22 protein-coding genes and 1 tRNA gene are annotated in these 26699 nt (G+C 58.0%); 14 read left to right on the forward strand and 9 right to left on the reverse strand.

Annotation, left to right across the window (positions count from 1 at the left end):
- Positions 1 to 16 precede the first annotated feature (16 nt).
- Both hydA and GM655_RS09515 read left to right on the forward strand, forming a co-directional pair.
- Positions 17 to 1411: a dihydropyrimidinase gene (gene hydA / locus GM655_RS09510; protein ID WP_155434434.1), complete on the forward strand. Its 1395-nt coding sequence runs from the start codon at positions 17 to 19 to the stop codon at positions 1409 to 1411.
- Between the two features lie 18 nt (positions 1412 to 1429).
- Entirely contained in the window at positions 1430 to 2665 is a 1236-nt protein-coding gene (locus tag GM655_RS09515; RefSeq protein ID WP_155434435.1) for a Zn-dependent hydrolase, read from the forward strand.
- Positions 2666 to 2713: 48 nt separating this feature from the next.
- On the opposite strand, the gene GM655_RS09520 is transcribed toward GM655_RS09515, so the two are convergent.
- Together GM655_RS09520 and GM655_RS09525 are read right to left on the reverse strand one after the other, a co-directional pair.
- Positions 2714 to 4477 carry an allantoate amidohydrolase gene (locus GM655_RS09520; protein ID WP_155434436.1) on the reverse strand — a complete coding sequence of 588 codons (1764 nt, stop codon included), beginning with the start codon at positions 4475 to 4477 and terminating at the stop codon, positions 2714 to 2716.
- An 82-nt stretch (positions 4478 to 4559) separates the two neighbouring features.
- A complete protein-coding gene (locus GM655_RS09525; protein ID WP_155434437.1) occupies positions 4560 to 5495 on the reverse strand; it encodes a LysR substrate-binding domain-containing protein in 936 nt (311 codons plus the stop codon).
- Between the two features lie 133 nt (positions 5496 to 5628).
- Here GM655_RS09525 and GM655_RS09530 point away from each other — a divergent pair, with 133 nt between their 5' ends.
- Together GM655_RS09530 and GM655_RS09535 are read left to right on the forward strand one after the other, a co-directional pair.
- Entirely contained in the window at positions 5629 to 6843 is a 1215-nt protein-coding gene (locus tag GM655_RS09530) for a urate hydroxylase PuuD (RefSeq protein ID WP_155434438.1), read from the forward strand.
- A gap of 22 nt (positions 6844 to 6865) precedes the next feature.
- Positions 6866 to 8104: a M20/M25/M40 family metallo-hydrolase gene (locus GM655_RS09535; RefSeq protein WP_155434439.1), complete on the forward strand. Its 1239-nt coding sequence runs from the start codon at positions 6866 to 6868 to the stop codon at positions 8102 to 8104.
- Here the strand turns inward: GM655_RS09535 and GM655_RS09540 are convergent.
- Entirely contained in the window at positions 8096 to 8815 is a 720-nt protein-coding gene (locus GM655_RS09540) for a transporter substrate-binding domain-containing protein (RefSeq protein ID WP_155434440.1), read from the reverse strand. The two genes, GM655_RS09535 and GM655_RS09540, sit on opposite strands and share 9 nt — an antisense overlap.
- 120 nt (positions 8816 to 8935) lie before the next feature.
- Between GM655_RS09540 and GM655_RS09545 the strand changes: the two genes are divergently transcribed.
- Positions 8936 to 9640 (forward strand): histidine phosphatase family protein, encoded by a 705-nt coding sequence (locus tag GM655_RS09545; protein WP_155434441.1) that lies wholly within the window; start codon positions 8936 to 8938, stop codon positions 9638 to 9640.
- Between the two features lie 167 nt (positions 9641 to 9807).
- Entirely contained in the window at positions 9808 to 12189 is a 2382-nt protein-coding gene (locus GM655_RS09550) for a DNA polymerase II (protein ID WP_229632491.1), read from the forward strand.
- A 25-nt stretch (positions 12190 to 12214) separates the two neighbouring features.
- Here the strand turns inward: GM655_RS09550 and GM655_RS09555 are convergent, their stop codons facing one another.
- The 3 genes from GM655_RS09555 to GM655_RS09565 form a co-directional block, all read right to left on the reverse strand.
- A complete protein-coding gene (locus GM655_RS09555; protein ID WP_155434443.1) occupies positions 12215 to 13810 on the reverse strand; it encodes a methyl-accepting chemotaxis protein in 1596 nt (531 codons plus the stop codon).
- Positions 13811 to 14020: 210 nt separating this feature from the next.
- The gene (locus tag GM655_RS09560) at positions 14021 to 15778 is read right to left on the reverse strand and encodes an ATP-binding response regulator (RefSeq protein WP_155434444.1); all 1758 of its coding nucleotides are present in this window, start codon (positions 15776 to 15778) and stop codon (positions 14021 to 14023) included.
- Position 15779: 1 nt separating this feature from the next.
- Positions 15780 to 16391 (reverse strand): response regulator transcription factor, encoded by a 612-nt coding sequence (locus tag GM655_RS09565; protein ID WP_155434445.1) that lies wholly within the window; start codon positions 16389 to 16391, stop codon positions 15780 to 15782.
- A gap of 143 nt (positions 16392 to 16534) precedes the next feature.
- Between GM655_RS09565 and GM655_RS22740 the strand changes: the two genes are divergently transcribed.
- The 3 genes from GM655_RS22740 to GM655_RS09580 all read left to right on the forward strand — a co-directional run bounded on the left by GM655_RS22740 (position 16535) and on the right by GM655_RS09580 (position 18331).
- Positions 16535 to 17095 (forward strand): FxDxF family PEP-CTERM protein, encoded by a 561-nt coding sequence (locus GM655_RS22740; RefSeq protein ID WP_196308739.1) that lies wholly within the window; start codon positions 16535 to 16537, stop codon positions 17093 to 17095.
- A gap of 239 nt (positions 17096 to 17334) precedes the next feature.
- The gene (locus GM655_RS09575) at positions 17335 to 17895 is read left to right on the forward strand and encodes a hypothetical protein (protein ID WP_155434446.1); all 561 of its coding nucleotides are present in this window, start codon (positions 17335 to 17337) and stop codon (positions 17893 to 17895) included.
- An 85-nt stretch (positions 17896 to 17980) separates the two neighbouring features.
- Entirely contained in the window at positions 17981 to 18331 is a 351-nt protein-coding gene (locus tag GM655_RS09580) for a winged helix-turn-helix domain-containing protein (RefSeq protein ID WP_155434447.1), read from the forward strand.
- A gap of 518 nt (positions 18332 to 18849) precedes the next feature.
- On the opposite strand, the gene GM655_RS09585 is transcribed toward GM655_RS09580, so the two are convergent.
- Positions 18850 to 19881 (reverse strand): hypothetical protein, encoded by a 1032-nt coding sequence (locus tag GM655_RS09585; RefSeq protein ID WP_155434448.1) that lies wholly within the window; start codon positions 19879 to 19881, stop codon positions 18850 to 18852.
- 518 nt (positions 19882 to 20399) lie between these two features.
- Between GM655_RS09585 and GM655_RS09590 the strand changes: the two genes are divergently transcribed.
- Positions 20400 to 22178 carry a DUF4214 domain-containing protein gene (locus GM655_RS09590; protein WP_155434449.1) on the forward strand — a complete coding sequence of 593 codons (1779 nt, stop codon included), beginning with the start codon at positions 20400 to 20402 and terminating at the stop codon, positions 22176 to 22178.
- Positions 22179 to 22873: 695 nt separating this feature from the next.
- Here the strand turns inward: GM655_RS09590 and GM655_RS09595 are convergent.
- Positions 22874 to 22950, reverse strand: a tRNA-Pro gene (locus tag GM655_RS09595).
- A gap of 183 nt (positions 22951 to 23133) precedes the next feature.
- Between GM655_RS09595 and arsC the strand changes: the two genes are divergently transcribed.
- Positions 23134 to 23481 carry an arsenate reductase (glutaredoxin) gene (gene arsC / locus GM655_RS09600; RefSeq protein ID WP_155434450.1) on the forward strand — a complete coding sequence of 116 codons (348 nt, stop codon included), beginning with the start codon at positions 23134 to 23136 and terminating at the stop codon, positions 23479 to 23481.
- A gap of 104 nt (positions 23482 to 23585) precedes the next feature.
- On the opposite strand, the gene ispB is transcribed toward arsC, so the two are convergent.
- Positions 23586 to 24575, reverse strand: coding sequence for an octaprenyl diphosphate synthase (gene ispB / locus GM655_RS09605; RefSeq protein ID WP_155434451.1), 990 nt, complete (start codon positions 24573 to 24575; stop codon positions 23586 to 23588).
- Between the two features lie 284 nt (positions 24576 to 24859).
- On the opposite strand from ispB, the gene rplU reads away from it, so the two are divergent.
- From rplU to obgE, 3 genes are all read left to right on the forward strand, one after another.
- Complete coding sequence (gene rplU / locus GM655_RS09610) at positions 24860 to 25171, forward strand: 50S ribosomal protein L21 (RefSeq protein WP_008445658.1); 312 nt, start codon at positions 24860 to 24862, stop codon at positions 25169 to 25171.
- A 39-nt stretch (positions 25172 to 25210) separates the two neighbouring features.
- The gene (gene rpmA, locus GM655_RS09615; RefSeq protein ID WP_155434452.1) at positions 25211 to 25468 is read left to right on the forward strand and encodes a 50S ribosomal protein L27; all 258 of its coding nucleotides are present in this window, start codon (positions 25211 to 25213) and stop codon (positions 25466 to 25468) included.
- A gap of 110 nt (positions 25469 to 25578) precedes the next feature.
- A complete protein-coding gene (obgE, locus tag GM655_RS09620) occupies positions 25579 to 26688 on the forward strand; it encodes a GTPase ObgE (protein ID WP_155434453.1) in 1110 nt (369 codons plus the stop codon).
- The last annotated feature ends 11 nt before the right edge of the window (positions 26689 to 26699 follow it).

The following is a 26699-nucleotide window of genomic DNA, read 5'->3' on the forward strand; positions in this document are numbered from 1 at the left end:
AATAACGGAGACCTCGATGACTATTCTGATACGCGGTGGTACGGTAGTGAATGCCGACCGGGTGTTCCGTGCCGATGTACTGTGCGATGGCGACAAGATTATCGCCGTGGCTGAAAATCTGGCGGCGCCGGCCGGTGCCACCGTCATCGATGCTGGCGGACAGTACGTGATGCCGGGCGGGATAGACACCCATACTCACATGAATCTGCCGTTTATGGGCACAGTGACGCAGGACGATTTCTATACGGGTACGGCAGCCGGTCTGGCTGGCGGTACTACTACCATCATGGATTTCGTGATTCCGGCACCGCAGCAGAATCTCATCGAGGCTTATCACCAGTGGCGCGGCTGGGCGCAGAAGGCCGCTGCCGACTACACCTTCCACGTTGCCATTACGTGGTGGGACGACAGTGTGCACCGTGATATGGGCACGCTGGTGCGCGAGCATGGCGTGAACAGCTTCAAGCACTTCATGGCATACAAGAATGCCATCATGGCTGACGATGAAACGCTGGTGAAGAGTTTCCGCCGTTCGCTGGAACTGGGGGCGATACCCACCGTGCACGCGGAGAATGGTGAGCTGGTGTACCAGTTGCAGCAGGATCTGCTCAAGCAGGGATTGACGGGACCGAGTTCGCACCCGCTGTCGCGGCCACCGGCAGTGGAAGCGGAAGCGGCCAACCGTGCCATTGCGATTGCCAATGTGCTCAACACGCCCGTCTACATCGTGCACGTGTCGTGCGCCGAATCGCTGGAAGCCATCACGCGTGCCCGTGCTCATGGCCAGCGCGTGTATGGCGAGGCGCTGGCGGGGCATCTGGTGATCGACGATAGTGTGTACCAGAGCCCTGATCTGGAGTTTGCGGCCGGCCACGTCATGAGTCCGCCGTTCCGCAGCAAGCAGCATCAGACGGCGTTGTGGCAAGGCCTGCAGGGCGGTAATCTGCACACCACGGCGACTGACCACTGCACCTTCTGCGCCGCGCAGAAGGCTGCAGGCAAGGATGACTTTACCAAGATACCGAATGGCTGCGGCGGGGTGGAAGACCGCATGTCGGTGGTGTGGGATGCCGGTGTGAATTCCGGCCTGCTGACGCCTTCCGAATTTGTGAAGGTGACTTCGACCAATGCCGCGCAGATTTTCAATATGTATCCGCGCAAGGGCGTGATTGCCGCCGGTGCCGATGCCGATGTGGTGGTGTGGGATCCGGAAGGCAGCCGTACCATCTCTGCCCAGACCCAGCACGCCAAGGGCGGCTTCAATGTGTTCGAAGGCCGCACGGTGCGCGGCATTCCGAGTACCACCATCGCCGCGGGCAAGGTGGTGTTCCAGAACGGTACGCTGATGGCGGTGGAGGGCGCAGGCCGTCATATCGACCGTCCTGCGTTTAAAGCGGCTTCGGCACGCTGATGTTGAAGGAGTAGAGCGATGAGTGATATGCGGATCAATGGCCAGCGTCTGTGGGACTCGCTGATGGAACTGGCACAGATAGGCGCGACTGCCAAAGGCGGTGTGAAACGTCTGGCGCTGACGGATCTGGACAAGCAGGGGCGCGACCTCGTGGTGCGCTGGGGCCGCGAGGCAGGCATGTCGATTACGGTTGACCAGATCGGCAATGTGTTCATGCGGCGCGAAGGCACTAACAATGCGCTGCCGCCTGTGATGACGGGCAGCCATATCGACACCCAGCCGACCGGTGGCAAATTCGATGGCAACTATGGCGTGCTGGCCGGACTCGAAGTGGTGCGTACGCTGAATGACTTGAACATCCGTACGGAAGCGCCCATCGAAGTCGCGTTCTGGACCAACGAAGAAGGTTCGCGCTTCGTGCCGGTGATGATGGGTTCCGGCGTGTTCTGCGGTGCCTTCACGCTGGAGACGGCGTATGCCGCGCGCGATACGGAAGGCAAGAGCGTAGGCGAGGAATTGGCGCGCATAGGCTACAAGGGCGAGCAGGTGCCGGGCGACCATCCTATCGGCGCCTATTTCGAAACCCATATCGAGCAGGGGCCAGTGCTGGAAGATGCCGACAAGGTGATAGGTGTAGTGCCTGCCGTGATGGGCCTGTCGTGGTATGACTGCGTGGTGAAGGGCATGGAAGCCCATGCGGGGCCTACGCCCATGGGCTTGCGCAAGGATGCGCTGCAAGTGGCAACGCGCATCATGCAGCAGGTGGTGGCGATAGCCGACCGCTATCCGCCGTATGGCCGTGGCACGGTGGGCATGGTGCAAGTGTTCCCCAACAGCCGCAACGTGATTCCGGGCGAGGTGAAGTTCAGCATCGACCTGCGCAATGTGAACGACGAGCTGCTCAACACCATGCACGAGGAAATGCTGGCGTATATCGAGCAGACCCGCAAGGATACGGGGCTGGAGATTTCCATTGAGCGGGTGTCCTACTATCCGCCTTGCCCCTTCCATCCCGACTGCGTGGATGCGGTGCGCAAGGCCACGGCCAAGCTGGGCTACTCCACCATGGATGTGGTGTCCGGCGCTGGACATGACGCGATCTATACGGCGCGACTGGCACCCTCGGGCATGATCTTCGTGCCGTGCAAGGACGGCATCAGCCATAACGAGATCGAGGATGCCAAAGCCGAACATCTGGAAGCGGGCTGCAACGTGCTGCTGCACGCCATGCTGGAACGGGCGCGCGTGGCGTAAATGGCGAGCCGCTGCCCCGCAGTGATGCGGGTTCAGCGGCTGGGGGTATTACTGATAATTGCGCAGGAAGTCCAGCAGTACCTGCGACGCCAGTTCTGCATCGTCCGCCGTCATGGTTTCCAGCGGGTTGTGGCTGATGCCGCCATTGCCGCAGCGCGTGAACAGCATGGCCACATCGGTGATGGCCGCCATGGCCATGGCATCATGTCCCGCACCGGACAGCAGATCGAAGCGCGGCAAGCCCGCGCGTTCCACCGCAGCGCCCAGTTGCTGCATCAGGCGCGGTGCGCACGGCACGGCTGCCACATCGACGATAGATTCCAGCGTGAATTCGATCTGGCGCTCTGCACAGATGCGCGCTATCCCTTGCTTGATATCGTTGACCGCTGCCAGCCGCACGGCGTCATCGGCCGCGCGGATATCCAGCGACAGACGGCAGACACCGGGCACCACGTTGACCGAGCCGTTTGGTACGTGCAACTGTCCCACTGTTCCCACCAGTGCCAGCGCCTGCGTGCAGCGCTGCTCCACCAGCAGCACGATTTCGGCGGCAGCAGCGGCAGCGTCCTTGCGCATATTCATAGGCGTAGTGCCGGCATGGCTGGCCAGTCCCGTCAGCTCGACCAGATAGCGCGAGCTACCGGCAATCGCGCTGACTACGCCCAGCGGCAGGTCGTGTTCCAGCAGCACAGGCCCTTGTTCAATATGGACTTCCACAAACGCCAGTAGCTTGGCCGGATCGCGAGCAATGGCGGCGATGGCATGCACATCATGGCCGGCCGCGTTGATCGCGTCGCGCATGGTTACGCCATCGGCATCGGTCTGGTCCAGCAGGGCCGGATCGAAGCGGCCCGTGATGGCATTACTGCCGAGGAAGGTACTGCGGAAGCGCACGCCTTCCTCTTCCGCGAAGCCCACTACTTCGAGGTGGTAGGGCAGGCGTTCGCCGCGCTGGTGCAGATGCTGTACCACGGCGATAGGCAGCAGAATGCCTAGCCGGCCATCGTATTTGCCGCCGTTGCGCACGGTGTCGTAGTGCGAGCCTGTCATCAGCGTCGGGGCGTCGGCATCGGCGGCGCGGTACACGCCTACCACGTTGCCAATCGCATCGATGCACGCTTCCATGCCGGCCTGCTGCATCCATGCCAGCAACTGGGCAGCGGTTTGCTGGTGCGCCGGCGTCAGGTAGGCGCAGGTGAGGTCGAAGTCCTGGTCGCCGCTGTTGTCGGCGTCGCTGATGGCGCCTATCTGTTCGCTCCACTGCATGACCTGCGGGCCGAAGGCCAGCGTTACACCTAGCAGGTCGTTGATGCGTAACTCGGCGATGCGTTTAATCTGGCGCAGGCACTCGGCGATTTCATCGGCGCGCTGGTTTTTCAGGCGGCGGCTAAAGGTCGCGATAATCGCGCGCCGCGTCAGGCCCTGTCCGTCCGGCCCTTTGACGGCGAGGATGAAGGGGAAACCGAAGCGGGCGTTGTAGTCGGCATTGAGCTGGTGCAGGGTGGCGAATTCTTCGGCGCTGCACAGGTGCAGGCCGGATTTGGCCTGTTCATGCGTCGATTCAGCCGTGAGCTGGCCGCTGATGGCTGCCTTGCCCGCCAGTTCGGGGTGGGCACGGATCAGGCCTAGCTGTTCATCCAGCGTGGCGTTGCTGACGACGGCCTGCAAGGCCTGTTTGAGTGCCGTGACGCTAGCGAACGGGCGCGCAGCGGCAGCCCGCTCCGGTATCCATGGCGAGTGTTCGTAGATGCCGCGCAGGCGGTCGATAAAGCTGGCGGTATCGCAGCTATTCAGTTCGGAGAGTGTGGTCATAGCCTAGTGTAGCCTTTCCATGCTGCGCTGGTATATGTCTACCTGCCTAGCGTTTATAAGCGGGTGCTTACTTCACGTGAGCCTATTTCACCAATGCCTTGGCCGCTGCCGATACCTGCTCGCGCAGCCATTTGTGTTCGGGCGCCTGATGCACGCGTTCATGCCATAGCTGGTAGAAGCGCATGGCAGGGAATTTGACGGGTACCGTAAAGCTCTTCAGTGGCATGCTGCGTTCGTAGAAGCGTACGAACTGGCGGCCTGTGGTCAGCACCAGATCGGTCTGGGTCAGCATGTAGGGGATCAGGCCGAAGTAGGCTGATTCCACCGCGACGTTGCGCTGCAGGCCTTGGGTTTCGAGGAAGGCGTCGATTACGCCCTGATAGCCGGGCAGCATCTGGGTTGGCGCCACATGGGGCAGTGCCAGATACTCGTTGAGCGTCATGGCGTCGCTGGCCGTGCGCAGCGCGTACGGGCAGTCCGCGCGCATGACGCAGATGATGGGGTCCTCGAATAGCTTGGACATGTGCAGGTGGGCCGGCGGTTCTTCCCAGTTGGCGATGACCAGATCCATGTCGCCATCGGACAGCAGGCGCACATAATCCACGCCTGGACCCAGACTGTGGATTTTCACGCGGCTGTTGGGCGAGCCTCGGCGCAGCAGGGCCACCAGATTGGGCAGGAACTGGCTATCCAGATAGTCCGGGGCGGCGATGTGGAAGGTGCGCGCTTCTTCCTGCGGCTGGAAGGGCTGCTTTTTGAGGAACAGGTTTTCCGTTTCGTCGAGGATGCGTTTGGCCGGTGCCAGCAGGCTTTCGCCATGCTGGGTGGGCACCATGCCGCGCGCGCCGCGCACCAGCAAAGGGTCGCCCGTCAGCTCGCGCAGCTTGCGCAGCGAAGCCGAGATGGAAGGCTGCGGCTGATTGAGTTTGAGAGCGACGCGTGAAACGTTCTTCTCCACCAGCAGCAGGTAAAGTATGCGGATCAGATGCAGATCCAGATGTTGCGGCAGGGCGGCCATGGGCGTTGAAAATCTGATTGTTATACGAAAATGGATATGTTTAATATACTCTAATGTTCATGTGGTCGTCAGCAAATCCGTTTATCTTCTGTAAATTAGCCACAGTGCCGTTTAAAAAAAACCGAAAGCATTCATGGAACTCATCGACTATCTGATCCCGTATGGCCTCGAGTGGCTGAACCTGATCGTGCGCTGGCTGCACGTCATCACCGGCATTGCATGGATAGGCGCCTCGTTCTATTTCGTCTGGCTGGATAACTCGATTCGTCCGCCTGCGCCCGGTTCCGAGCTGGCCAGGAAGGGTGTGTCCGGTGAACTGTGGGCCGTGCATGGCGGTGGCTTCTACAACCCGCAAAAATATCTGGTGGCACCGGCCGAACTGCCCAAGGAACTGCACTGGTTCAAATGGGAGGCTTACACCACGTGGCTGTCCGGCATCGCGCTGCTGACCATCGCCTACTACTTCAATGCGCAGGCCATGCTGGTGGATAAATCCGTGGCGGATCTGAGCAGCCTGCAGGCCATAGGCATAGGCGTGGGTACGCTGGTGGTGGGGTGGACGGTGTACGACCTGCTGTGCCGTTCACCGCTGGGCAAGCATGATCTGTGGTTCGGCATCGTGATCTTCTGCCTGATCGTGGCGGCTGCATATGGCCTGACCCATGTACTGAGCGGTCGCGCCGCCTACATCCACGTGGGCGCACTGATCGGCACCATCATGGTGGGTAATGTGCTGATGCTGATTATTCCGGGTCAGCGCAAGATGGTGGAAGCCATGTCGGCTGGCCGCCTGCCCGATCCCATACATGGCCAGAAGGCCAAGCAGCGCAGCGTGCACAATAACTACTTCACGCTGCCCGTGCTGTTCATCATGATCAGCAACCACTACGCCATGACTTACCGCCATGAGCAGGCCTGGCTGGTGCTGGCCTTTATCATGGCTGCTGGCGTGAGCATCCGTCACTTCTTCAACCTGCGCCACAAAGGCCGTGTCGAATGGCGCTATCCGCTGCTCGGCATCGCGCTGCTGCTGGCCGTGGCGGTGGCGATCGCACCGGCCCGTCCGAAAGCTGTGGCGGTAGCCGATCCGGCAGCGCAGATGAACAAGGTGGCGGCCATCGTGGCGCTGCGCTGCGTGTCCTGCCACTCGGCCCAGCCGACCCAGCCCGGCTTTGCCACGGCGCCTGCGGGTGTAGCGCTGGACCAGCCGGAACAGATACGCCAGAACGCGGAAAAAATTTACAAGCAGGCGGTGCAACTGAAAGCCATGCCGCTGGCTAACCTGACCAATATGACCGAGGCCGAACGGGCGCAGATTGCGCTGTGGTTCGAGTCCGGTGCCAAGTGAGAGCCTGAATATGAGTAACGCGATGAGTAGCGCGAAACAGCAACTGGCGCAGTGGATAGACGCGCATTTCGATGAAGAAGTGGGCGTGCTGCAGCAATTGCTGCGCGTGCCGACCGATACCCCGCCCGGTAACAATGCGCCGCATGCCGAGATGGTGGCACAACTGGTCAGCGCCTATGGCTGGAACGCCGAGCAGCATGCTGTGCCGGCCCAGCAGGTGCAGGACTACGGCATGCAGAGCATCACCAACCTGATCGTGCGCCGTCCGTACAGCGAGGAAGGTCCGACGCTGGCGCTGAATGCCCACGGCGATGTGGTGCCGCCCGGTGATAACTGGACCTATCCGCCGTATGGCGGCGTGGTGGAGAATGGCTATATCTATGGCCGCGCTGCCGCTGTGTCGAAATGCGATTTCGCTACCTATATTTTTGCCACGCGTGCGCTGGAGGCACTGGGCCTGCCACTCAAAGGCAAGCTGGAACTGCATTTCACCTACGATGAAGAATTCGGTGGCCTGCTGGGGCCGGGCTGGCTGCTGGAACAGCAGCTGACCAAGCCTGATTACGTGATCGCTGCGGGCTTCAGTTACAACATCGTCACGGCGCATAACGCCTGTCTGCAATTGGAAATCACCGTGCACGGCAAGTCCGGCCATGGCGCCATGCCGGAAACGGGGCATGACGCGCTGCAGGCGGCCACGCGCATTTTGAATGCGATCTATGACCAGTTGCCCGAGCTGAAAAAGATTAAGTCCAAAGTGCCCGGTATCGATAGCCCGACCATGCTGGTGGGCCGCATCGATGGCGGCACCAACACCAATGTGGTGCCTGGCAAAGTGGTGCTGAAGATGGACCGCCGCATGATTCCCGAAGAAGATCCGGTGCAGGTCGAGGCACAGGTGCGTGCCCTGATCGAACAGGCCGTGCAGGGGCTGCCCGGCATCCATATCGAGATCAAGCGCCTGCTGCTGTCGCACGCGCTGCGCGAACTGCCTGGCACGGCCACGCTGGTGAGCAGCCTGCAGCAGAATGCACTGGCAGTGATGGGCGAGCAGATTCCGGCGCAGGGCACGCCGCTGTATGCGGATGCACGCCTGTATGGTGAACACGGGATTCCTGCCGTGCTGTATGGCGCCGGCCCGCGTACGGTGCCGGAATCGAACGCCAAGAAGGCCGATGAGCGGCTGCTGCTGGAAGACCTGCGCAAGGCCACCAAAGTAGTAGCGTTCACGCTGCTGGATATGCTGGCACCCTCACTTTAATTCGTAATAGGTCCGGCGCAACTGCGCCGGTACGCCGCGCGCCTGCATCCGTCTGGCCGTTTCGGCCAGCGGCAACGCCAGCTCGCCACGATCCTTGTGCAGATAAAGGTAGAGTGGCAAATCTTCTATCGAGGCGCTGGTGTAGCCCTGCTTGAGCAGGCGGCGCGCATCGCCGGTAAGACCACCCACATCGAACACGCAGGCTTCGCTGCGCTGGGCCAGCACCACTTGCAGGCAGGCGTCTTCGCTTTGCACATCATGCAGCTGCAGCGACGGTACCAGCTGTTCTAGCCGCTGCTGGTAGAGGAAGATGCCACGCTTGTAGCTGACAGTGCGGGCAAAGTAGGTCAACGATTGCCAGCTGCTGATGGTGAACGGCGTGCGCGTGAAGATGCGGGTCTGGACCACGTTGAACGGTTCTTCCACCCGCACATAGTCCGGATGTTTGAGGCCATAGCCTTTGACCCGGCCGATTTCGCCATCCAGCTTGCCGATCGCAAGCAATGCCTCGGAGCGTCGCCCCGGCAGGCTGCGCAGCGCGCAATTTAGCTTGTTTTCAGCGCACAGCTGCTGCAGATAATCGCGGGCGTAATGAAAGGACGCTGAATGGGCATCGTGGGTGGTGCCGAATACCAGTTCCGTCTGCGCATGGGCCAGTGCCGACGTTTCCAGCAGGGTCGTCGCAAGCAGCACAGCGAAAAAACGCAGCATGGGCACCTCGTCGGTCGGAATCAGCACGACAGTTTTACCGTAAAAGTAAAACTATTCATTTGATGAATTATAGGCTGGGCGGTAAGCTGATGGCTGTTTAGATCTGAAGCCGGAAGCGAAATGGGACAAATTCATCTGGTGCGCCACGGGCAGGCCTCGTTTGGCAGCGCTAATTACGACCAGTTGTCGACGCTGGGTTACGAGCAATCGCGCCTGCTGGGGCAGTGGTATGCGAGCCGCAAGCAGACGTTTCATCGCGTGATCGTAGGCGGCATGGAGCGCCACCAGCAGACGGCCGACGCCTGTCTGGCCGAACTGCCCAAGACTCTGTTGCCTGAAGGGGAATGGCAGCATGATCCCGGCTTCGCCGAATTCGACCACCATCAAGTGATGCTGCGCCATTGTCCCGAGTTTGGCGATCTGGCCATGTTCAAGCAGATGCTGGCCCGCCACGAGCAGCCGCAGCGCGCGCTCGAACATATGTTCCGTGCTGCTGTGCAGCGCTGGATGAGCGGCTGGCATGACGACGATTACAGCGAAGCCTGGCCGGCTTTCCGTCGCCGTACCATTGCGGCGCTGGAGCGGCTCGATGGCGAGCATAGCAAGCAAAGCACCATCGTTTTCACTTCGGGTGGTGTGATCGCCACGCTGATGCAGCATCTGCTAGGGCTGCAGGATTATCAGGTGATGGAGATGATGTGGACGCTGGTGAATGGTTCCGTGACCAAGCTGCTGCAGCGGCCCGGCGAATTCAGCGTCAGCTATCTGAATAACTATGCCCACCTCGAATGGCTGGGGCCACCGGGCACCGTCACCTACCGCTAAGGGATAGCTGCCCGGACCTCGCCTACGGCACTAGGGCAAGGGCTTTGCTGTCGTGCCTGTCGGCGTTCGTGGCAGCCCATATCTATTCGAGCCAGGCGCGCTAACAGCCCTACAGGCACAGCTAAAACACCCATGCTGGCTGTATGTGCATACAGTATAATGCCGGCATGACGCAAGCATCTGCACAAGGTTTCATACTGACCCGCCACTGGCGCGATACGGCACAGGGGACGGAGATCGAATTCTGGCTGGCCACTGACGCCGGCCCGCAGAAAGTCCGTCTGACGGCGCAGACTTCCGTGGCCTTTGCCGAGGCCGGGCAGCGCGCCGCCATTGAAGCGCTACTGTTGCAGCAGCAGGGCATAGAGCTGCGCGAACTGGCGCTCAAATCCTTCCGCAATCAACCCGTGATCGGCCTGTACGCCAGCCGCTACAAGCAGCTGACTGCGTTTGAGCGCACGCTGGGCGAACATGGCATTGCCTTGTACGAAGCGGATATCCGCCCGCCCGAACGCTATCTGATGGAGCGCTTCATCACGGCCGGGGTGCAGATCGAAGGCGGCCAGTGGCAGGGCCACGTGGTACACAACTGCAAACTCAAGCCCGCGCCCGACTACCGGCCTGCGCTCAAACTGGTGTCGCTGGATATCGAGACCAGTGCGTTCGAAGACCTGTATTCGGTAGCGCTGGAAGGCTGCGGCCAGCGCCAGGTGTATATGCTAGGTGCTGCGCCGGCTGCAGCATCGGACGACGCTGCAGCGCCGGACTTCGCACTCGAATACTGCGCCACGCCGCGCCAGTTACTGGAAAAGCTCAATGCCTGGTTTGCCCTGCACGATCCCGATGTGCTGATAGGCTGGAACGTGGTGCAGTTCGATTTGCGCGTACTGCAGAAGAACGCCGACAAGCACAAGGTGCCGCTCACGCTGGGGCGCGAGCGCAAGACTATCGAATGGCGCGAGCATCCGGCCAAGCCCGGCTATATGTTTGCCCCCGTGGCCGGGCGGGTGGTGCTGGACGGGATAGATGCGCTGAAAGCTGCTTCGTGGAGCTTCCCTTCCTTCAGCCTCGAACATGTATCGCAGGCCTTGCTGGGCGAGGGCAAGGACATCGGCGACGTGTACGACAAGATGGCGGAAATCGAGCGCCGCTTCCAGCACGACAAACCGGCGCTGGCCTATTACAACCTGAAGGACTGCGAACTGGTCACGCGCATTTTCGCCAAGGCCAATCTGCTCGCCTTCATGATAGAGCGGGCCACGGTGACCGGGCTGCAGGCCGACCATCTGGGCGGTTCTATCGCCGCATTCTCCCACCACTATCTGCCGCGCATGCACCGCGAAGGCTATGTGGCGCCGAACGTCGGCGATGTGGCGGGCGGTGCCTCGCCGGGCGGCTTCGTGATGGATTCCAAACCGGGGCTGTACGATTCGGTGGTGGTGCTCGATTATAAGAGCCTGTACCCGTCCATCATCCGCACCTTTCTGGTCGATCCCGTCGGCCTGATCGAAGGCGAACATGCGAGCGATCCGGCCAGCGTGGTGGCCGGTGTGAATGGCACCGTGTTTTCGCGCCAGCGCCACTGCCTGCCCGAGATTACCACCCAGATCTGGAAGCAGCGCGATGCGGCCAAGCGCGCCAAAAATGAACCGCTGTCGCAGGCACTAAAGTTATTGATGAATTCCTTCTGCGGCGTGCTGGGTGCTACCGAATGCCGCTTCTTCAATCCGCGCCTGATTTCATCGGTCACGCTGCGTGGCCACCAGATGATGAAGCAGACCCGCGAGCTGGTGGAAGCACAGGGCTATGAAGTGATTTATGGCGATACGGATTCGATCTTTATCTGGCTGAAAAAAGAGTACGTCAATGATGAGGCGCTGGCGATAGGCGAGGCGCTGGTCAGCCAGATTAACGCGTGGTGGCGCGAGATGCTGCAGCGTGAGCTGGGGCTGGAGAGCCATCTCGAAATCGAATTCGACACGCACTACCGTAAGTTCTTCATGCCCACCATCCGTGGTACGGATATGGGCAGCAAGAAGCGCTATGCGGGGCTGACGCTGAACAGCCGCGGCGAGGATGAAGTGATCTACCGCGGGCTGGAAGTGGCGCGCAGTGACTGGACGCGGCTGGCGCAGCAGTTCCAGCAGGGGCTGTTCCTGCGCGTCTTCAAAGGCCAGCCCTATGAGCAGTATATCCGCGACTATGTGCGCAGCACGCTGGCGGGCGAGTACGATGAATTGCTGGTCTACCGCAAGCGCCTGCGCCACCGGCTCGATGAATACAAGGTGAATGTGCCGCCACAGGTGCGGGCCGCGCGGCTGGCCGACCAGCACAACCAGAGTCTGAAGCGGCCCTTGCGCTACCAGCACGGCGGCTGGATCAGCTACGTGATGACGACTAGCGGGCCGGAACCGCTGGAAGTGCTGCGCAGCCGGATCGACTACGAGCACTACCTGAGCAAGCAGTTGCAGCCGATTGCTGATTCCATCCTGCTGCCGCTGCACGACAATTTCGCCCGTCTGACCACGGCGCAGGCCAGCCTGTTCTAGGCCGCGCCGGGCAGTACGGCTACGCTCAGGCCTTGCGCAGCAGCGGGCGGTCGTTGGCGGCTGCGTGATCGAGTTTGAACACGGCCATGGCCTGCGCCACGCTGCGGCTTTGCTCGGCCAGCGTGCCGGTGGCTGCTGCCGCTTCCTCGACCAGCGCCGCATTGCGCTGGGTGATATCGTCGATGTTGACCACGGCCTGATTGACTTCCTTGATGCCCTGTACCTGTTCGCGCGTGGAAGTGGTGATTTCATCCATCACCTGCGTGACCTTCTGCACCGAGTAGATCACATCGCTCATGGTGGAGCCGGCCGAATTGGTCAGCTGGGTACCCGCGCTCACCTTTTCGATCGACTGGTCGATCAGGGCCTTGATTTCCTTGGCCGCGTCGGCCGAGCGCTGTGCCAGTGCCCGTACTTCGCTGGCCACCACGGCAAAGCCGCGGCCCTGCTCACCGGCCCGTGCCGCTTCCACGGCAGCGTTGAGGGCGAGGATATTGGTCTGGAATGCGATGCCGTCGATGATGCCAATAATATCCAGCACCTTGTTGGACGAGGTGCTGATCTCGTTCATGGTGGAGACTACCTGCGCCACGATATTGCCGCCTTGTTCCGCCACGGCCGAGGCGCGGGCTGCCAGTTCATTGGCGCTGCTGATGCTACCTGCGCTTTGCTGCAGGGTGGAGTTGAGCTGCTCCATGCTGGCCGCCGTCTGCTGCAGGCTGGAGGCCTGCGATTCCGTGCGGTCCGACAGGTCCAGATTGCCGCTGGCGATCTCGCTGGTGGAGGCGGAGATTTTCTCGAAGCTCAGGCGGACGTCGCCGATGATGCTGTGCAGGTTCACATTGGTCTGGCGTATCGCGGCCATCAACTGACCCATTTCATCATTGCGACGGATTTCGATTTTGCTGGCCAGATCGCCGCCGGCCATCTTGCGGGCCGAAACGGTGGCAAAGCGCAGCGGACGCACCACGCTCACATACAAGGCACGCCAGAAATTCAGCGCAATGACGGCGCCCAGCAGGGCGGCGCCCGTCATCCACGGGCTGGCATCGTTGGCAAAGAAGACGGCGGCGAACAGCAGCATGAGCGTCGCCAGTATGAGCGCATTGAGCCGGGTGGTGGTATGGATGCCCAGTTTGCTGGCTTCCTTGAGTCGCGCATACCAGTGAGTCTCGACGGCACAGCCATTGACGATGGCCAGGCGGCGCGGATTGCCCGCTTTGAATTGCTGATACAACTGGTCTGCGGCGCGCACCTGTTCGCGACTGGGCTTGGTCCGCACCGACATATAGCCGGTGGGCTGGCCCCGTTCGATGACGGGCGTGACGTTGGCCAGCACCCAGTAGTAATCGCCATTCTTGCAGCGGTTTTTCACCATGCCGGTCCAGGGCATGCCTGACTGGATGCAGCGCCACATATCGGCGAACGCTTCGGTCGGCATATCGGGGTGGCGCAGGATGTTTTGTGGGGCGCCTATCAGCTCGCTTTCCGTATAGCCGCTGACTTCGACAAAATAGGGGTTGGCAAAAGTGATGTTGCCGCGCATATCCGTGGTGGAAACGATGGTGCGGCCATCGGCGATCAGATGCTCATTCTGTGTGACAGGTAGATTGGTACGCAATGGTTTTCCCCTGAAGCTTATCGTTGGGCTATGCCGCATCGTCAAATTGTCCAGGACATTTTTTGCGTTGCGGGACGTGGTGCGATATGCACTAGGGGGTGAATTTTACATCAATAGTATCAATTTCGAGATTATTTTTGATGAAAACGAATTAAATGCCAAATTTAATTAATTTGATTTATGACTTTCTCTTAGGGAATGCGGCATGGGCTAGTGCTGCGCAGCATCGTGGTTGGCAAGCTCGGCCAATGCTGCATAGAGCTGATCGGGAGCCACAGGCTTGTGCAGCAGCGGTACGCCTGAGGCGCGGGCTTCGCGCAGCCGCACCGGCGCCGTATCGCCCGTGACGAGCAGGGCAGGCAACTCGCGGCCGAGCTGGGCACGCAAGGTGGCGATGGCTTCGGCCCCCGTGCGTTGCGCACGCAGGCGGTAGTCGCTGATGATGATGTCGGGCGGCACTTGCGCGCTGAGTTCGAGCGCGCTGTCCAGGTCTTCGGCCACCATGCACAGGCAACCCCATTGGGCCAGTAGATGCTGCATGGCGCTGCGCACGGCCTGATCGTCGTCGATCACCAGCACGCGCAAGCCCAGCGTGGGGCGCTCCTGCGGGCGCTTGCGGACATGGCGATGCAACGGTGCCTGCTGCGCCAGCGGAATACGCAAGCGGAACACGCTGCCGCGGCCCGGCTGGGAAACCACGCTGAGCGGGTGGCCCAGCAATTGTGCCAGGCCGCGTGCTATCGACAGACCCAGCCCTAGACCTTTCTGGCGGTCGCGTTCAGGATTGCCCAACTGATGAAACTCGAGGAAGATGTTTTCCTGCTGCTCGGCGGCGATGCCTATGCCGGTGTCCCAGACTTCCAGCAAGGCGTGGTCACGCCGGCGCCGGCAGGCCACCAGTATGCCGCCACGCTCCGTGTAGCGCACCGCATTCGAGACCAGATTGCGCAGTATCAGTTCCAGCAGCGCGGGGTCGCTATACAGCGCCACCGTGCTATCGCGCGTGCGGTACAGCAGCCCCTTGGCATTGGCCTGCGGCGCCAGTTCGCTTTCTATTTTGGTCAGCAGGGTTTGCAACTGGAATGCTTCCGGCTGGGGATCGACCACGCCTGCTTCGATCCGTGAAAAGTCCAGCAGGGTGTGCAGCATTTCCGCCGAGGCCAGGCCGGCTGCGCGGGCATTGCCGAGAATTTCCTGTTGCTCAGGCGTGAGGGCAGAGCGTGCCAGCACTTCAAGAAACAGCGACTGGGCGTGGATGGGCTGGCGCAAGTCATGGCTGGCGGCGGCCAGAAAGCGTGATTTGGCATGGTTGGCCTGTTCTGCTGCCACGCGTGCGTCGCTGGCGCGCGCGCTTTCCACTTTCAGCATTTCGATCAAGTCGATATTTTCAAAGCGCAGTTCTATCGCTGCCCGGGTGGCACGCGCGCTGTTATAGCCCTGCGACAGCAAGCTGCCCAGATAGGCCAGTGCCGCCACGCTGAGGGCCTGATAAGCCAGTTCGCCCATGGTCCACGCTTTCAGCGCCAGCATGCCCAGCTCGCCAACGCAGAACACCACGAAGACTGGCAGCACGGGCGACAGCAGCGACATGGAATTGCCTACGATGCCGGACAGGACGGCAATCACCAGTACGCTGGCGGGGGCGGCCTGCGGATCCAGCCCCACCCACGCCAGTGCGCCCCAGGCGATGCCATCGATGGCATTCAGCAGCAGCAGGCGGCGTACCAGTGCGGGCACCTGCGCAGGCAAGATGGGTTGTGCCAGCAGGCGCTGCGCATCCCAGGTAGCAAAGGTCTTGGAACTGATGACGGCGATGGCCCAGCACAGCACGGTGAACTTGCCGTGGGCCGGCTCCAGCGTATAGGCCAGCGCGAGCGCGACCACGATGGCCGGCCAGAGCGAGCTATACATATTGCGCAACAGCAGAGTGATCTGTTCCGCCTGCAGCTGGGGTGCGTTGGTGCTCATGCTAGCCGACCAGACCCCGGGTCCGCGCTGCAAACGCGGCCTCGGCGCGGCTGCTCACCCCCAGCGCCGCCAGGATGGCCTGTACATGGCCTCTTACCGTGTTTTCCGACAGGTGCAGGCGCTGGCCTATCAATTTGTTGGATAGCCCCTGACAGAGCAGTGCCAGTACTTCGCACTGGCGGGCCGTCAGGCGCGCGGCGCTATCGCCTTGCTCGGCAGGGTCGGGATGGGGCGCGAGGCGCTGGCCAGCCAGCGCCGTTCTGACTGTCTCGAGAAACTGTGGCGCCGGTGCCGCTTTGGAGAGGAAGCTGTGGGCGCCCCTTTCCATGGCCGAGCGTTCTGTGCTCACGCTGCTATCGGCCGAGAGCACGATGACGGGGCAGTCTGGCCACTGGCGCGCCAGCAGCGTCATGCCGTCCAGCCCGTTCAAACCTGGCATCTGTATGTCGAGCAATATCAGTTGCGGTGCCACGCTGCGCCGGCCACCGGCCAGCGCCTCGTCGAGGCTGGCCGCTTCGCGGATCTCGGTATCGCTGAGGGCATTGGCCAGCATCAGGCGCAGGCCGGCGCGGAACAGGGCATGGTCGTCTATGAGCAGGATGGTGCAATTCATGGGTTTGATTTGTGTTGTCCTCCCTGCCGGCGCCCCAGATGGGACATCAAAACGGTCTGAATGGACTATTTATTTCCTAATCATATCAAAATATCATGAACACCTGACAGATAAACAAGTAATTCACCTGAAAGGAAATCAAGATGAAGAAGATCGCTCTTGCACTGCTGTTGAGCATGTCCGCAATCTTTAGCGCCCATGCAGATGTGGTCAATCCTGCCGTGGAAATCGCGCTGGTGAAGTCGGTCGGTACGACGGACCAGTGGAGTGCCGGTTTCGGCAACACCCTTAACAAGGGATCGGATGCCTGGTTCACGGACACTTATATTTTTACCCCTGAGATGGCTGGCAAGTTCAAAGTCAATGGTGGCGTGTTCAACATCTATTCGAGCATGGCCCAGTCGGTCGCGTTCGATTGGGTGACGCTGAACGACGTCAAATTGACGCTGAAGCATAGCTACGATGCCGATCTGGGTCAGGGGTTCTATTCGGCTGCGCTGGGTAACACCTGGATGACCGGTCCGCTGAAACTGGTGGTGCACGGTTTTGCCGGTGGTGAAGCGCCGGCCTTCTCGGCATCCTATGTTGGTACCCTGAATGTGCGCGGCATTGCCGCTGTACCGGAACCAGAAACCTACGCCATGCTGGTGGCTGGTCTGGGTCTGGTGGGCCTGATGGCCCGCCGCCGCAAGCAAAGTGTTTGATTCCCGGCATTAGACTCGCCTGGATTGAGCTGGCCTCCGTGCCAGCGTTCCGCCGGCTGCGCATGGTACACATGGGCAGTCGGTGTTTTTTTTGTGGGCATCAAAGGCAGCCGGCCCGGTTGGTGAACAAGCGGCTGGCTACTTTGCCCGGGCATAGTTGAATTTTTTGAGTGGGCCGTGTTACTGTCTGGCATATTTTGCGGCGGGCCCTGTTGGCTAGCTGCGCCTTTGCCCCAGACATGAACACGCCTGTTACGCCTTTCCGCCTCAATCTTTACATGGTATTGGCTACCATAGGCCTGCATGGCCTGGTGATGGTCGCCAATGAATTATTCTTCCGGCGTACCGAATTTTTACAGGGGATAGGCTGGATCTATATTCCGGCCGGAACTCGCTTGTTGTGTACGCTGCTGTTCGGCCGCGCAGGCGCCGTCGGTTTGCTGATTGCGGGCTGGTTTGCCTGCTACTGGTATTACTTTCCCGGCGATGTTATGCGTGCGACCACGGGAACGATAGCAGGCGCTATCGGGCCTTATCTGGTCTACGTGATCGCGCAGCAGCGCTACGGCTTGCAGGCGTCCCTGACCAATCTGACGCCGAGGCGCCTGCTAGTCTGTGCCGCCGGATGTGCGCTTGCCAGTCCGCTGTTACACCACATCTGGTTTGCCCTGCACGGCGATGACCATCTGTTGCCGGGGTTTTTAGTAATGTTCGTCGGCGACCTGGTGGGGGCGCTGATCGTGCTGTACACGGCAAAAGCGATACTTGCATCACTCCCGCAGCCGCGCCGGCTCCAGTAAGGTCTAGCGGATGTGCTAATATTTACAACAGTTCGGCCGCTGTGCGGTCGATTATTACAGCGTGGTTCTCAATTGCCTCATAACTATGCCTAAACGTCCCGCCGATATCTATATGCGCTTTCTGCAACTGGCTGACGCCTTGCGCGGTCTGCCGTCGCTGCCACCGCTCGACCCACTGGAAGAGCGCATATTGGCGATTGTTGCCAAGGCCAGTCAGGAGGAGCAACGCTTGTCAGTGCGTGACATGATGGGGAAGAAAGAACTAGGTGCCCCGGCAACGGTACATAACCGGCTGACCTCGATGCGGGAGAAGGGCTGGTTGATATTGGCAGATACCGAGGACACGCGACGCAAGCAGGTTGAGCTGACGCAAGCGGCCCTGCTGTATTTTGACAAGCTGTCGAAATGCATGTTGCAGGCTGCGAAACAGGGCTAGTCGGTACTTAATTCGTCTTGCTATATACTCAAATTGCTCTAAAATATGTAGCAATATTATCGAGGGGAGTTGGACGTGGACACTGGTGTGCAGGACGGCCCGTCAGCACAGGATGTGGTTATTGAGCTCGCGTATGCCAAATACATGGCAGCACTGGCGACTCACACGCGCCGACCGCTGGCGCCGTTTTCCGGCGACGGGCGCGACTGCCTGCTGGTTTCGGCGCTGCCAACTGGACCCATGCCGGATAAGCCAGCCCAATAGCTAGTGTTCGGGCAATACATTGCTGTACTACACAGACCTGCCTCTGCAAATGTCAGGCACCGCGGCAGTTCCGGTCAACTGATGAGCCACACTATAAGTCTGCGGGTATTAATAGATTAGGCAGAAAAAATATGGGCGAGCTAGAAATCTGGCCGTACATACTCTCTGCCCGGTTTTGCTAGCTGAACCCGCCCACAGGCCAGTTCAAACTAGCAATTCCACAAGAAGAATCAAGCGCTTAAAATGCAGCAGCCTTAGCGCGCAAATATTGCCTCGCCGATCTTGCCGGGATATTCCCCCTGTTTTTCTGCTTCGGAATATACGGTCAAGATCCATTTCATTTCCGTATTATCCTTCGCGAACGCCAGCGCCGTATCCCCTTTACTATCTGCACCACCGGGACGAATCGCGCATGCCGCAAGGAATAGCCTCACCGTCAAAAAATCATTCCTGCGCGCAGCGTCAACAAATTGATCTTGGTCAAAGAACTTGAAGCCCATAGAAGTGAGTTCTTTGCGTGCCCCTATTAGCGACAAGTCGATGCCGCCATCAATGTGACGTTGTGCAGTCTGAACCGGAGCGGGTGACTTCGCCGGTGCAGGGATGGCATTTTGCTGTTCTCGGGCAGCAATTTCGGCCTGAGTCAGTGGTGGAATTAATTGCGCTACTGCGGCTTTATCAGGTTCCTCGACGGGCATACCCGGCGCCTCGATGCGTGCCACCAGTGTGGTCGGCAATAATTTGCGAATGTCTGCAATATTTTCCTTGAGTTGACTGGTGATACGCTCGCCATCACTGCCTCGGATGGATTTGGTGATGCCGTTGAATAGACCTCCGGTCAAGGACTCGGTCTTGCGTATCACATGGAAAATGATATCGACCTTCACCCCGCCTTGGAATGCAAATAGACAGGCATGAAGTGCTTCGCGATTGAAGTAAAACGCATTTTGCACGGGGGGCGGCGTCTTGGTAATCTCGGCATAGGAATTGTCACAGACATAGTCTGTAGCAGGGCTGCCTTGAATGATTACAGACTTCTCGACCGGCGAATCTGGCCTTGCCGGTACTGGCGAAGGGAGAGGATGAAAATTGAGACTGGTAGGAATACTAAACTGGCTCAGGGCATTTTTTACCATCTCTGCAGTCTGCTGAGGAGACGCGTCGCGGATAACCAGAACAGCTTTGCCCGTCTGGATATTTAGCTCATCGCGGATATCCTTGGCTTGCGCAAGGGGAAGCAGTGCAGTGGTGACAGCAATAAATAATAAGGATTTCGCTTTTTTCATTTGGTACCTAACTAATTAAGTAAAAAACAATCCACCAGAAAATCATTTAACTATTTGGCCATATCAAAAAACAGGAAGTTATCTAATGCGGCCATATTTTCAGTCGACATAATTACTTTATATCACACATGATTTCCAAATGGCAATAAATTGCATTTGGCCATATTGCAGTATTGGTCATCGCGATTGAGCCACCGCCAGCACTTATCTATGCACCCGTTCTAAGCTCTTTAAGACGCGTTGTGATTTGTAGAAATTTGGACAAGAAAAGGGGCGATGCGAAATATGTTGTGGTGGCCAGGGATCAATCTGTTTTCGCGAGGGGGAGGCATCATAGATTGATCTATCGAAATTCCATTCCTTGTTCAGAAATGCCTACTGGCGCGCTGGAAGTCCATGAGTCATACAATGGCTAAGCAACATCGTTCTTATTAAGAGTTGCGCGCTGGCTGCGTTATGCCTAGACTGTTCTAAAAAAAATAACGATATGTTTTTTGGGATCAATTCAAGGCGTAACGATGAAACTACGGTACTTTGTGGCGGTGTGTAGTGTGCTGGCTGGATGTGGTGGGGCTCCAAGCTCAGATGTGCAGAATTCTTCGGTATCTATCCAGCAGGGGAAGTCTGGTGGGCGAGTTGTTCTGGGCGATGCGACGCAAACTAATCCGGCACCGACGGGAACAGTAACGATTGCTGGCTACCGTTCAAATTTCACGATCGTGAAAGACCAAGTATCCAGCGCAGTAACTGTCACCAATAACATCACCAAGGCCGTCCAGACCTACAACAACCCGCAACTGATTAAGTTTGTGGATACATATACCTCGTTCGATGTGAACGGGGCTGCGGGGCAAGTTTACCGCTTGTATCAAGCTGCCTTTAATCGTAAGCCTGACTTACCCGGATTAGGCTTCTGGATTGCAGCCAATCAAAAGGGCATCGATTTGCTGGGTATAGCGACGCACTTTATAGGATCGCCTGAGTTCGGCAATCTTTACGGCACCAACGTGTCGAACAACAGCTTCATCAGTACCCTCTACCAGAACATCTTGAACCGCGCCGGGGAGTCGGGTGGTGTGACATGGTGGGTTGGTCAGTTGAATTCTGGCGTACCCAAGAATGCTGCGCTTTATGGATTTTCCGACTCTGCGGAGAACAAAAATAACCTGCAAGCGGAGATGCAGAACGGCTTCGACTATGTGCCGTTGAATCCAAGCGGCCCAATATTGCCTAAAGCTAGTTCATACGAAAATAAGATTGCTGCTGCGGCTGCGTTAGGTTCTCAGAATATGCCGCCAGAGGTAGCAGAGTCAAACACCGTAGCTTTTGCTGATTTCTTTCAGGACGGCAGCTATTCGATGGTCACACATTCGCTGGAATATAACTACACAGCCGCTACCGCTACTAAATTTGGACATATCAAGTTCTATAAAAAAGTCGATGGCTTATGGGTGGATAATACAGCGAAGCTGCTGAAGGACAATCTCGGATGCCTACATCCGCGTAAAGCTATTGTTGCTGACTTTAATGGAGATGGTAAGCCAGATGTGTTTTTCGCTTGTCATGGGTTTGATGCGGGTAATTATCCCGGCGAACAGCCACATATGCTTATCAGCCAGACTGATGGTACCTATCGAAATGTCACTCTCCCTGACACGTGTTATTGCCATAGCGCGTCAGCCGCTGATGTGAATCGTAATGGTTTCGCAGATATTCTAGTGACAGACAACATGGTTGGAAAGAAGCCATTTTTCTTTACAAATAAAAATGGAGTGCTCTCTCGTGACACTTCCCGTTTTGGAGTGATTTACTCTCAACCCAATGATGGTTCAAACGGTATTCCAGGGGTGAGTTACGGCACTCCGGCAATTTATACAGCTGAATTAATCGACTTTTACGGATCCGGGCGTTATGACGCTTTCTTAGGTGGTACAGCGCCCGATAATGTTTGGGGTGATTGGGCTCCGGCCATCTTTAAGAATGACGGTAGTGGGGTTTACACGCAAGCAAATTCAATTCAACTTCCATATAGTAAATATTATGAAAGTACCCTTGATATCGTAATAGATGGTGGGTTCATATATCTTACAAGCGTACATGAGAACAATGATCCCAAAACTGAAACTTACGGATTTAGCAACATCGTCAAGATTGATCTACAATCGCTGGTTTCGACTCAAATTTACGCAAATACGGAGAATTTTCCCAACGGACATGGATGGTTAAACTGGATTATTCCCTATCAAGGACAAATCGTAAGTCAGTCTGCAGCATATGGTGTGTCGGTTTCAAAGTAATTTTTGTGTAATTTCTGCCGGCGCTAATTCTGGAAAAATTGATGATTCGTTGTCTATGACGACCTTGCCTATGGTCTTACGTTAACGCGTCTTTGTCGGGTTACGCCACCAACTTACAAAGCAACTGCCATATTGTGCTTCGATGATTTCTTTGCCCACCCAGCAATTTCGTGCGTGCACTTGAATAGCGACTGGTTTTTCTGTTCCATTAATCCGGATGACGATTGTGCCTTCATACAAGTCCATCTGTTTCTCCAATAATAGTTGGGGTATCGGATGGCAAGGTGGTCTGACTTATAGATCAAGGTCCTGGACGTTTTGTGCCAACAGTCTAATGGGATTAGTTCAAGGAGTGACTTGATCGTTATTCTTTGTTGGTGCTGCATTTGACGGTGGACTCGCCATCGAAAAGCCTGATCTGCCAGAACGAACTGGCAGCCATCGTGTAAATCTTCGGCTTGTTCGAGTATCCTTTTATTGATTCGAGGGTATCGGGGATTGGTATGGTGTGTGAAGGATGTGGGGTAGGAGATTGCTGTGCAGACGACATTCTTGTTCTTATTGTCTTGTGCTAGATATTGGTGCGCCAGAATGTAAGAATTCCCGAGCCGCGAAACTAACCGTTGTACTACAAGGGATAGTGTAGTACTCAACCGCCCGCAATATTTCTTTTCAGGCGTATGTATGGGCTTAAATGGTCGGGGTGAGAGGATTCGAACCTCCGGCCTCTACGTCCCGAACGTAGCGCTCTACCGGGCTAAGCTACACCCCGACGGTGTGAGATTATTACACCGGATTTTTCGCCAGATCTCAATACCCATATTAGTGGAGAGTGCTGCGTTCTGCGCTGCGGCAGCAGCTAAGGGGATGACAATTCCGCTGTGATACAGCGGTGCCTGCGAACGACGCAAATCAGCGATAATGCGGTTTTTGCAAATCGTATCAGGGCCGACCTATGAGTATCATGATCTATCACAATAGTGCCTGCGGCACTTCGCGCAAGACGCTGGAGGCTATCCGTGCCAGTGGCGTGGAACCGCAGATTATCGACTATGTGAAACAGCCGCCTACGCGCGCCGAACTGGAGCAGATGATTGCCAAGGCCGGCGTCACGGTACGTCAGGCTATGCGCAACAAGGGCGAACTATACGAGCAACTGGGTCTGGCCGATGCTAGCCTAAGTGACTCGGCCCTGCTGGATGCCATGATGGCCCATCCCATCCTGATCGAGCGGCCATTCGTGGTCAGCGCAAAAGGCGTGCGGCTGTGCCGTCCTAGCGAACTGGTGCAGGAGATTCTGTAAGCGGATACGCCGGTTCGGCAGAATGCAACAGGGCCAGTGCCGGCGTTGCCGGGACTGGCCCTGTGGTCTGGCTGCCGCGAGGTGCGACGCCAGGCGCTATGCTATCAGTGGTTGCGGTGCACCGAGAAATGCGCAAGCTGCTGCAGCGACTCTTTGTAGATGCTGTCCGGCAGGTCGGCGATAGCGGCGGCAGCCCGTTCGGCGGCAGCCACGGCCTGCTGGCGCGTGTAATCGAGCGCGCCGCTGCTGGTGATGGCCGCGAGGATGGTGTCGAAATGCTGCTCGTCACCCTGTTCGATGCAGCTACGTACCAGTGCACGCTGTTCCGGCGTGCCGTTTTCCATCAGGTAGATCAGCGGCAGGGTAGGTTTGCCTTCGCGCAGGTCGTCGCCCACGTTCTTGCCGATTTCGCTCGCATCGCCAGCATAGTCGAGCACGTCGTCGATCAGCTGGAAGGCCGTACCGAGCGAGCGGCCATATTCGCCGGCAGCGGCGATCTGGTCATCGTTGCAGCCCGAAATCAGGGCGCCTAGTTCTGCCGCGGCTTCGAACAGCTTGGCCGTTTTCGAGCGTATCACCTGCAGATAGCGTTCCTGGTTCACATCGGGATCGTGCATGTTCAGCAGTTGCAGCACTTCGCCTTCGGCGATCACGTTGGTGGCGTCGGACAGGATCTGCATCACGCGCATATTGTTCAGGCCAACCATCATCTGGAACGAGCGCGAGTACAGGAAGTCGCCCACCAGCACGGAAGCGGCATTGCCGAACAGCGCATTGGCCGTGGCGCGGCCGCGGCGCAGCGAGGATTCGTCCACCACGTCGTCGTGCAGCAGGGTGGCGGTGTGGATGAATTCGACCACGGCGGCCAGTTCGTGGTGGGCCGTGCCCTTGTAGCCGTAAGCGTTGGCCACCAGCAGTACCAGCACGGGACGGATACGCTTGCCCCCGGCGCTGATGATGTATTCTGCAATCTGGTTGACGAGGCTGACCTCGGAATGCAGTTTCTGGCGGATCACCGTATTGACGGCGTCCATATCGGCAGCAATCGTTTGGGCGATGGTATTTTGTGGGGCGGTTTGGGTAGCGGCAGACAAGACGAACCTGTGCAGTAGACTATGGGTGGTCGTGATTATACGACATGCCCCTGCGCACAGGGGTATAGCCCAACATGACAGTCAGGATAGTTTGTTAAAAAAACAGCATAAACAGACCCTGCAAGCCAACAAGCATGTCAGACATACCACGCGCCAGAACTTTTGTGAATAGTTTTTGACGCGAAAACCCATCCCATGTATAATCAGCGGTTCCCCGGTTTTCATGCTGTTGTTTTTGCAGAGGCCGGACGGAATTTTCTTAACATTTGATGAGGTTTCAAATCATGTACGCGGTCATAAAAACCGGTGGCAAACAGTATAAAGTTGTCGCTGGCGAAAAACTCAAAGTAGAACAGATACCTGCAGACATTGGTTCCGAACTCACTATCGACCAAGTCCTCGCCGTTGGCGAAGGCGAGAGCATCAAGTTCGGTGCTCCTCTGGTTGAAGGTGCGAAGGTACTGGTTACTGTTGTGGCACACGGTCGTCACGATAAAGTGAAGATTTTCAAGATGCGTCGTCGTAAGCACTACCAGAAGCATCAAGGCCATCGCCAAAATTACACCGAAATCCAAATCGTATCGATCAACGGCTAATCGCCGCTTGCCCGAGAATTAGTATCCAAGGAGTCTTAAATGGCACACAAAAAAGGCGGCGGCACTACGCGAAATGGTCGTGACTCAGAATCAAAACGTCTGGGCGTTAAAGTGTACGGCGGTCAATCGATCAACGCCGGCGGCATCATCATTCGTCAACGCGGCACCCCAGTGCGCGCTGGCGAAGGCGTAGGTACCGGCAAAGACCACACCCTGTTCGCTCTGGTGGACGGCAAGGTCAAGTTCGTGACCAAGGGCGTAGGCTCGAAGCAGTACGTTACCGTAGTAGCAGCGTAATCACGCTAGCGGCCCGCTGCGATAACGCGCGGGCTGATTTGTAAGGCGCAAGCCTTCAATCGAAAGGCTCTGCCCCAGGTAGAGCCTTTTTAGTTTTATGGCGGCACATTATGAAGTTTATCGACGAAGCAAAAATTGAAGTGATCGGTGGTGACGGCGGCAATGGTTGCGCCTCGTTTTGCCGTGAGAAATTCCGCCCGTTCGGCGGTCCTGACGGCGGCGATGGCGGCAAAGGCGGCTCGATCTGGGCAGTAGCAGACCGTAACATCAATACGCTGGTCGATTTCCGCTTCTCCAAAGTGCACCGCGCCAAAGATGGCGAATCGGGCCGTGGTGCCGACTGCTATGGCAAAGGCGCGGACGACGTGTTCCTGCGCATGCCGGTGGGCACCCTGATCATCGACGAAGCCAGTGGCGAAATCATGGCCGACCTGACCACGCACGGACAGCAGGAACTGCTGGCCAAAGGCGGCGATGGCGGCTGGGGCAATATCCACTTCAAGACCTCGACCAACCGCGCGCCGCGTCAGAAGACCGAAGGCAAGGAAGGCGAGCGCCGCGAACTGCGCCTCGAACTGAAGATCCTGGCCGACGTGGGCCTGCTCGGTATGCCGAATGCCGGCAAATCGACCTTCATCACCTCGGTGTCCAACGCCCGTCCGAAGATTGCCGACTATCCGTTCACCACGCTGCACCCTAACCTCGGTGTGGTACGTGTGTCGCACGAGAAGAGCTTCGTGATTGCCGACATTCCTGGTCTGATCGAAGGCGCGGCCGAAGGTGCCGGTCTGGGTCACCAGTTCCTGCGTCACCTGCAGCGTACCGGCCTGCTGCTGCACATCGTCGATCTGGCACCGTTCGAAGCCAACGTCGATCCGGTCAAGGAAGCCAAGGCACTGGTCAACGAACTGAAAAAATACGATGCCACGCTGGTGGACAAGCCACGCTGGCTGGTACTGAACAAACTGGACATCGTGCCAGAGGAAGAGCGTGCCAAGAAGGTCAAGGACTTCATCAAGAAGTTCGGCTGGAAAGGCCCCGTGTTCGAGATTTCCGCACTGGGCCACGAAGGTACCCAGGAGCTGGTCAATGCCATCTATCTGCATCTGGAAGAGAAGAAGCATGGCGAGCAGCGTGCCGAAGAAGTGCACATGACGGAAGAGGCGCGTGGCATCTCGTCGATCGATCCGGACGATCCGCGCTTCAAAATTATCGACTAAGTTTTGCACTA

Source organism: Pseudoduganella danionis (genome assembly GCF_009720775.1).
Lineage (GTDB): Bacteria > Pseudomonadota > Gammaproteobacteria > Burkholderiales > Burkholderiaceae_D > Rugamonas > Rugamonas danionis.

Coding starts and splice junctions, on each gene's coding strand:
- hydA (WP_155434434.1), top strand. CDS start 17: ATGACTATTCTGATACGCGGTGGTACGGTAGTGAATGCCGACCGGGTG.
- GM655_RS09515 (WP_155434435.1), top strand. CDS start 1,430: ATGAGTGATATGCGGATCAATGGCCAGCGTCTGTGGGACTCGCTGATG.
- GM655_RS09520 (WP_155434436.1), bottom strand. CDS start 4,477: ATGACCACACTCTCCGAACTGAATAGCTGCGATACCGCCAGCTTTATC.
- GM655_RS09525 (WP_155434437.1), bottom strand. CDS start 5,495: ATGGCCGCCCTGCCGCAACATCTGGATCTGCATCTGATCCGCATACTT.
- GM655_RS09530 (WP_155434438.1), top strand. CDS start 5,629: ATGGAACTCATCGACTATCTGATCCCGTATGGCCTCGAGTGGCTGAAC.
- GM655_RS09535 (WP_155434439.1), top strand. CDS start 6,866: ATGAGTAGCGCGAAACAGCAACTGGCGCAGTGGATAGACGCGCATTTC.
- GM655_RS09540 (WP_155434440.1), bottom strand. CDS start 8,815: ATGCTGCGTTTTTTCGCTGTGCTGCTTGCGACGACCCTGCTGGAAACG.
- GM655_RS09545 (WP_155434441.1), top strand. CDS start 8,936: ATGGGACAAATTCATCTGGTGCGCCACGGGCAGGCCTCGTTTGGCAGC.
- GM655_RS09550 (WP_229632491.1), top strand. CDS start 9,808: ATGACGCAAGCATCTGCACAAGGTTTCATACTGACCCGCCACTGGCGC.
- GM655_RS09560 (WP_155434444.1), bottom strand. CDS start 15,778: ATGAGCACCAACGCACCCCAGCTGCAGGCGGAACAGATCACTCTGCTG.
- GM655_RS09565 (WP_155434445.1), bottom strand. CDS start 16,391: ATGAATTGCACCATCCTGCTCATAGACGACCATGCCCTGTTCCGCGCC.
- GM655_RS22740 (WP_196308739.1), top strand. CDS start 16,535: ATGAAGAAGATCGCTCTTGCACTGCTGTTGAGCATGTCCGCAATCTTT.
- GM655_RS09575 (WP_155434446.1), top strand. CDS start 17,335: ATGAACACGCCTGTTACGCCTTTCCGCCTCAATCTTTACATGGTATTG.
- GM655_RS09580 (WP_155434447.1), top strand. CDS start 17,981: ATGCCTAAACGTCCCGCCGATATCTATATGCGCTTTCTGCAACTGGCT.
- GM655_RS09585 (WP_155434448.1), bottom strand. CDS start 19,881: ATGAAAAAAGCGAAATCCTTATTATTTATTGCTGTCACCACTGCACTG.
- GM655_RS09590 (WP_155434449.1), top strand. CDS start 20,400: ATGAAACTACGGTACTTTGTGGCGGTGTGTAGTGTGCTGGCTGGATGT.
- arsC (WP_155434450.1), top strand. CDS start 23,134: ATGAGTATCATGATCTATCACAATAGTGCCTGCGGCACTTCGCGCAAG.
- rplU (WP_008445658.1), top strand. CDS start 24,860: ATGTACGCGGTCATAAAAACCGGTGGCAAACAGTATAAAGTTGTCGCT.
- rpmA (WP_155434452.1), top strand. CDS start 25,211: ATGGCACACAAAAAAGGCGGCGGCACTACGCGAAATGGTCGTGACTCA.
- obgE (WP_155434453.1), top strand. CDS start 25,579: ATGAAGTTTATCGACGAAGCAAAAATTGAAGTGATCGGTGGTGACGGC.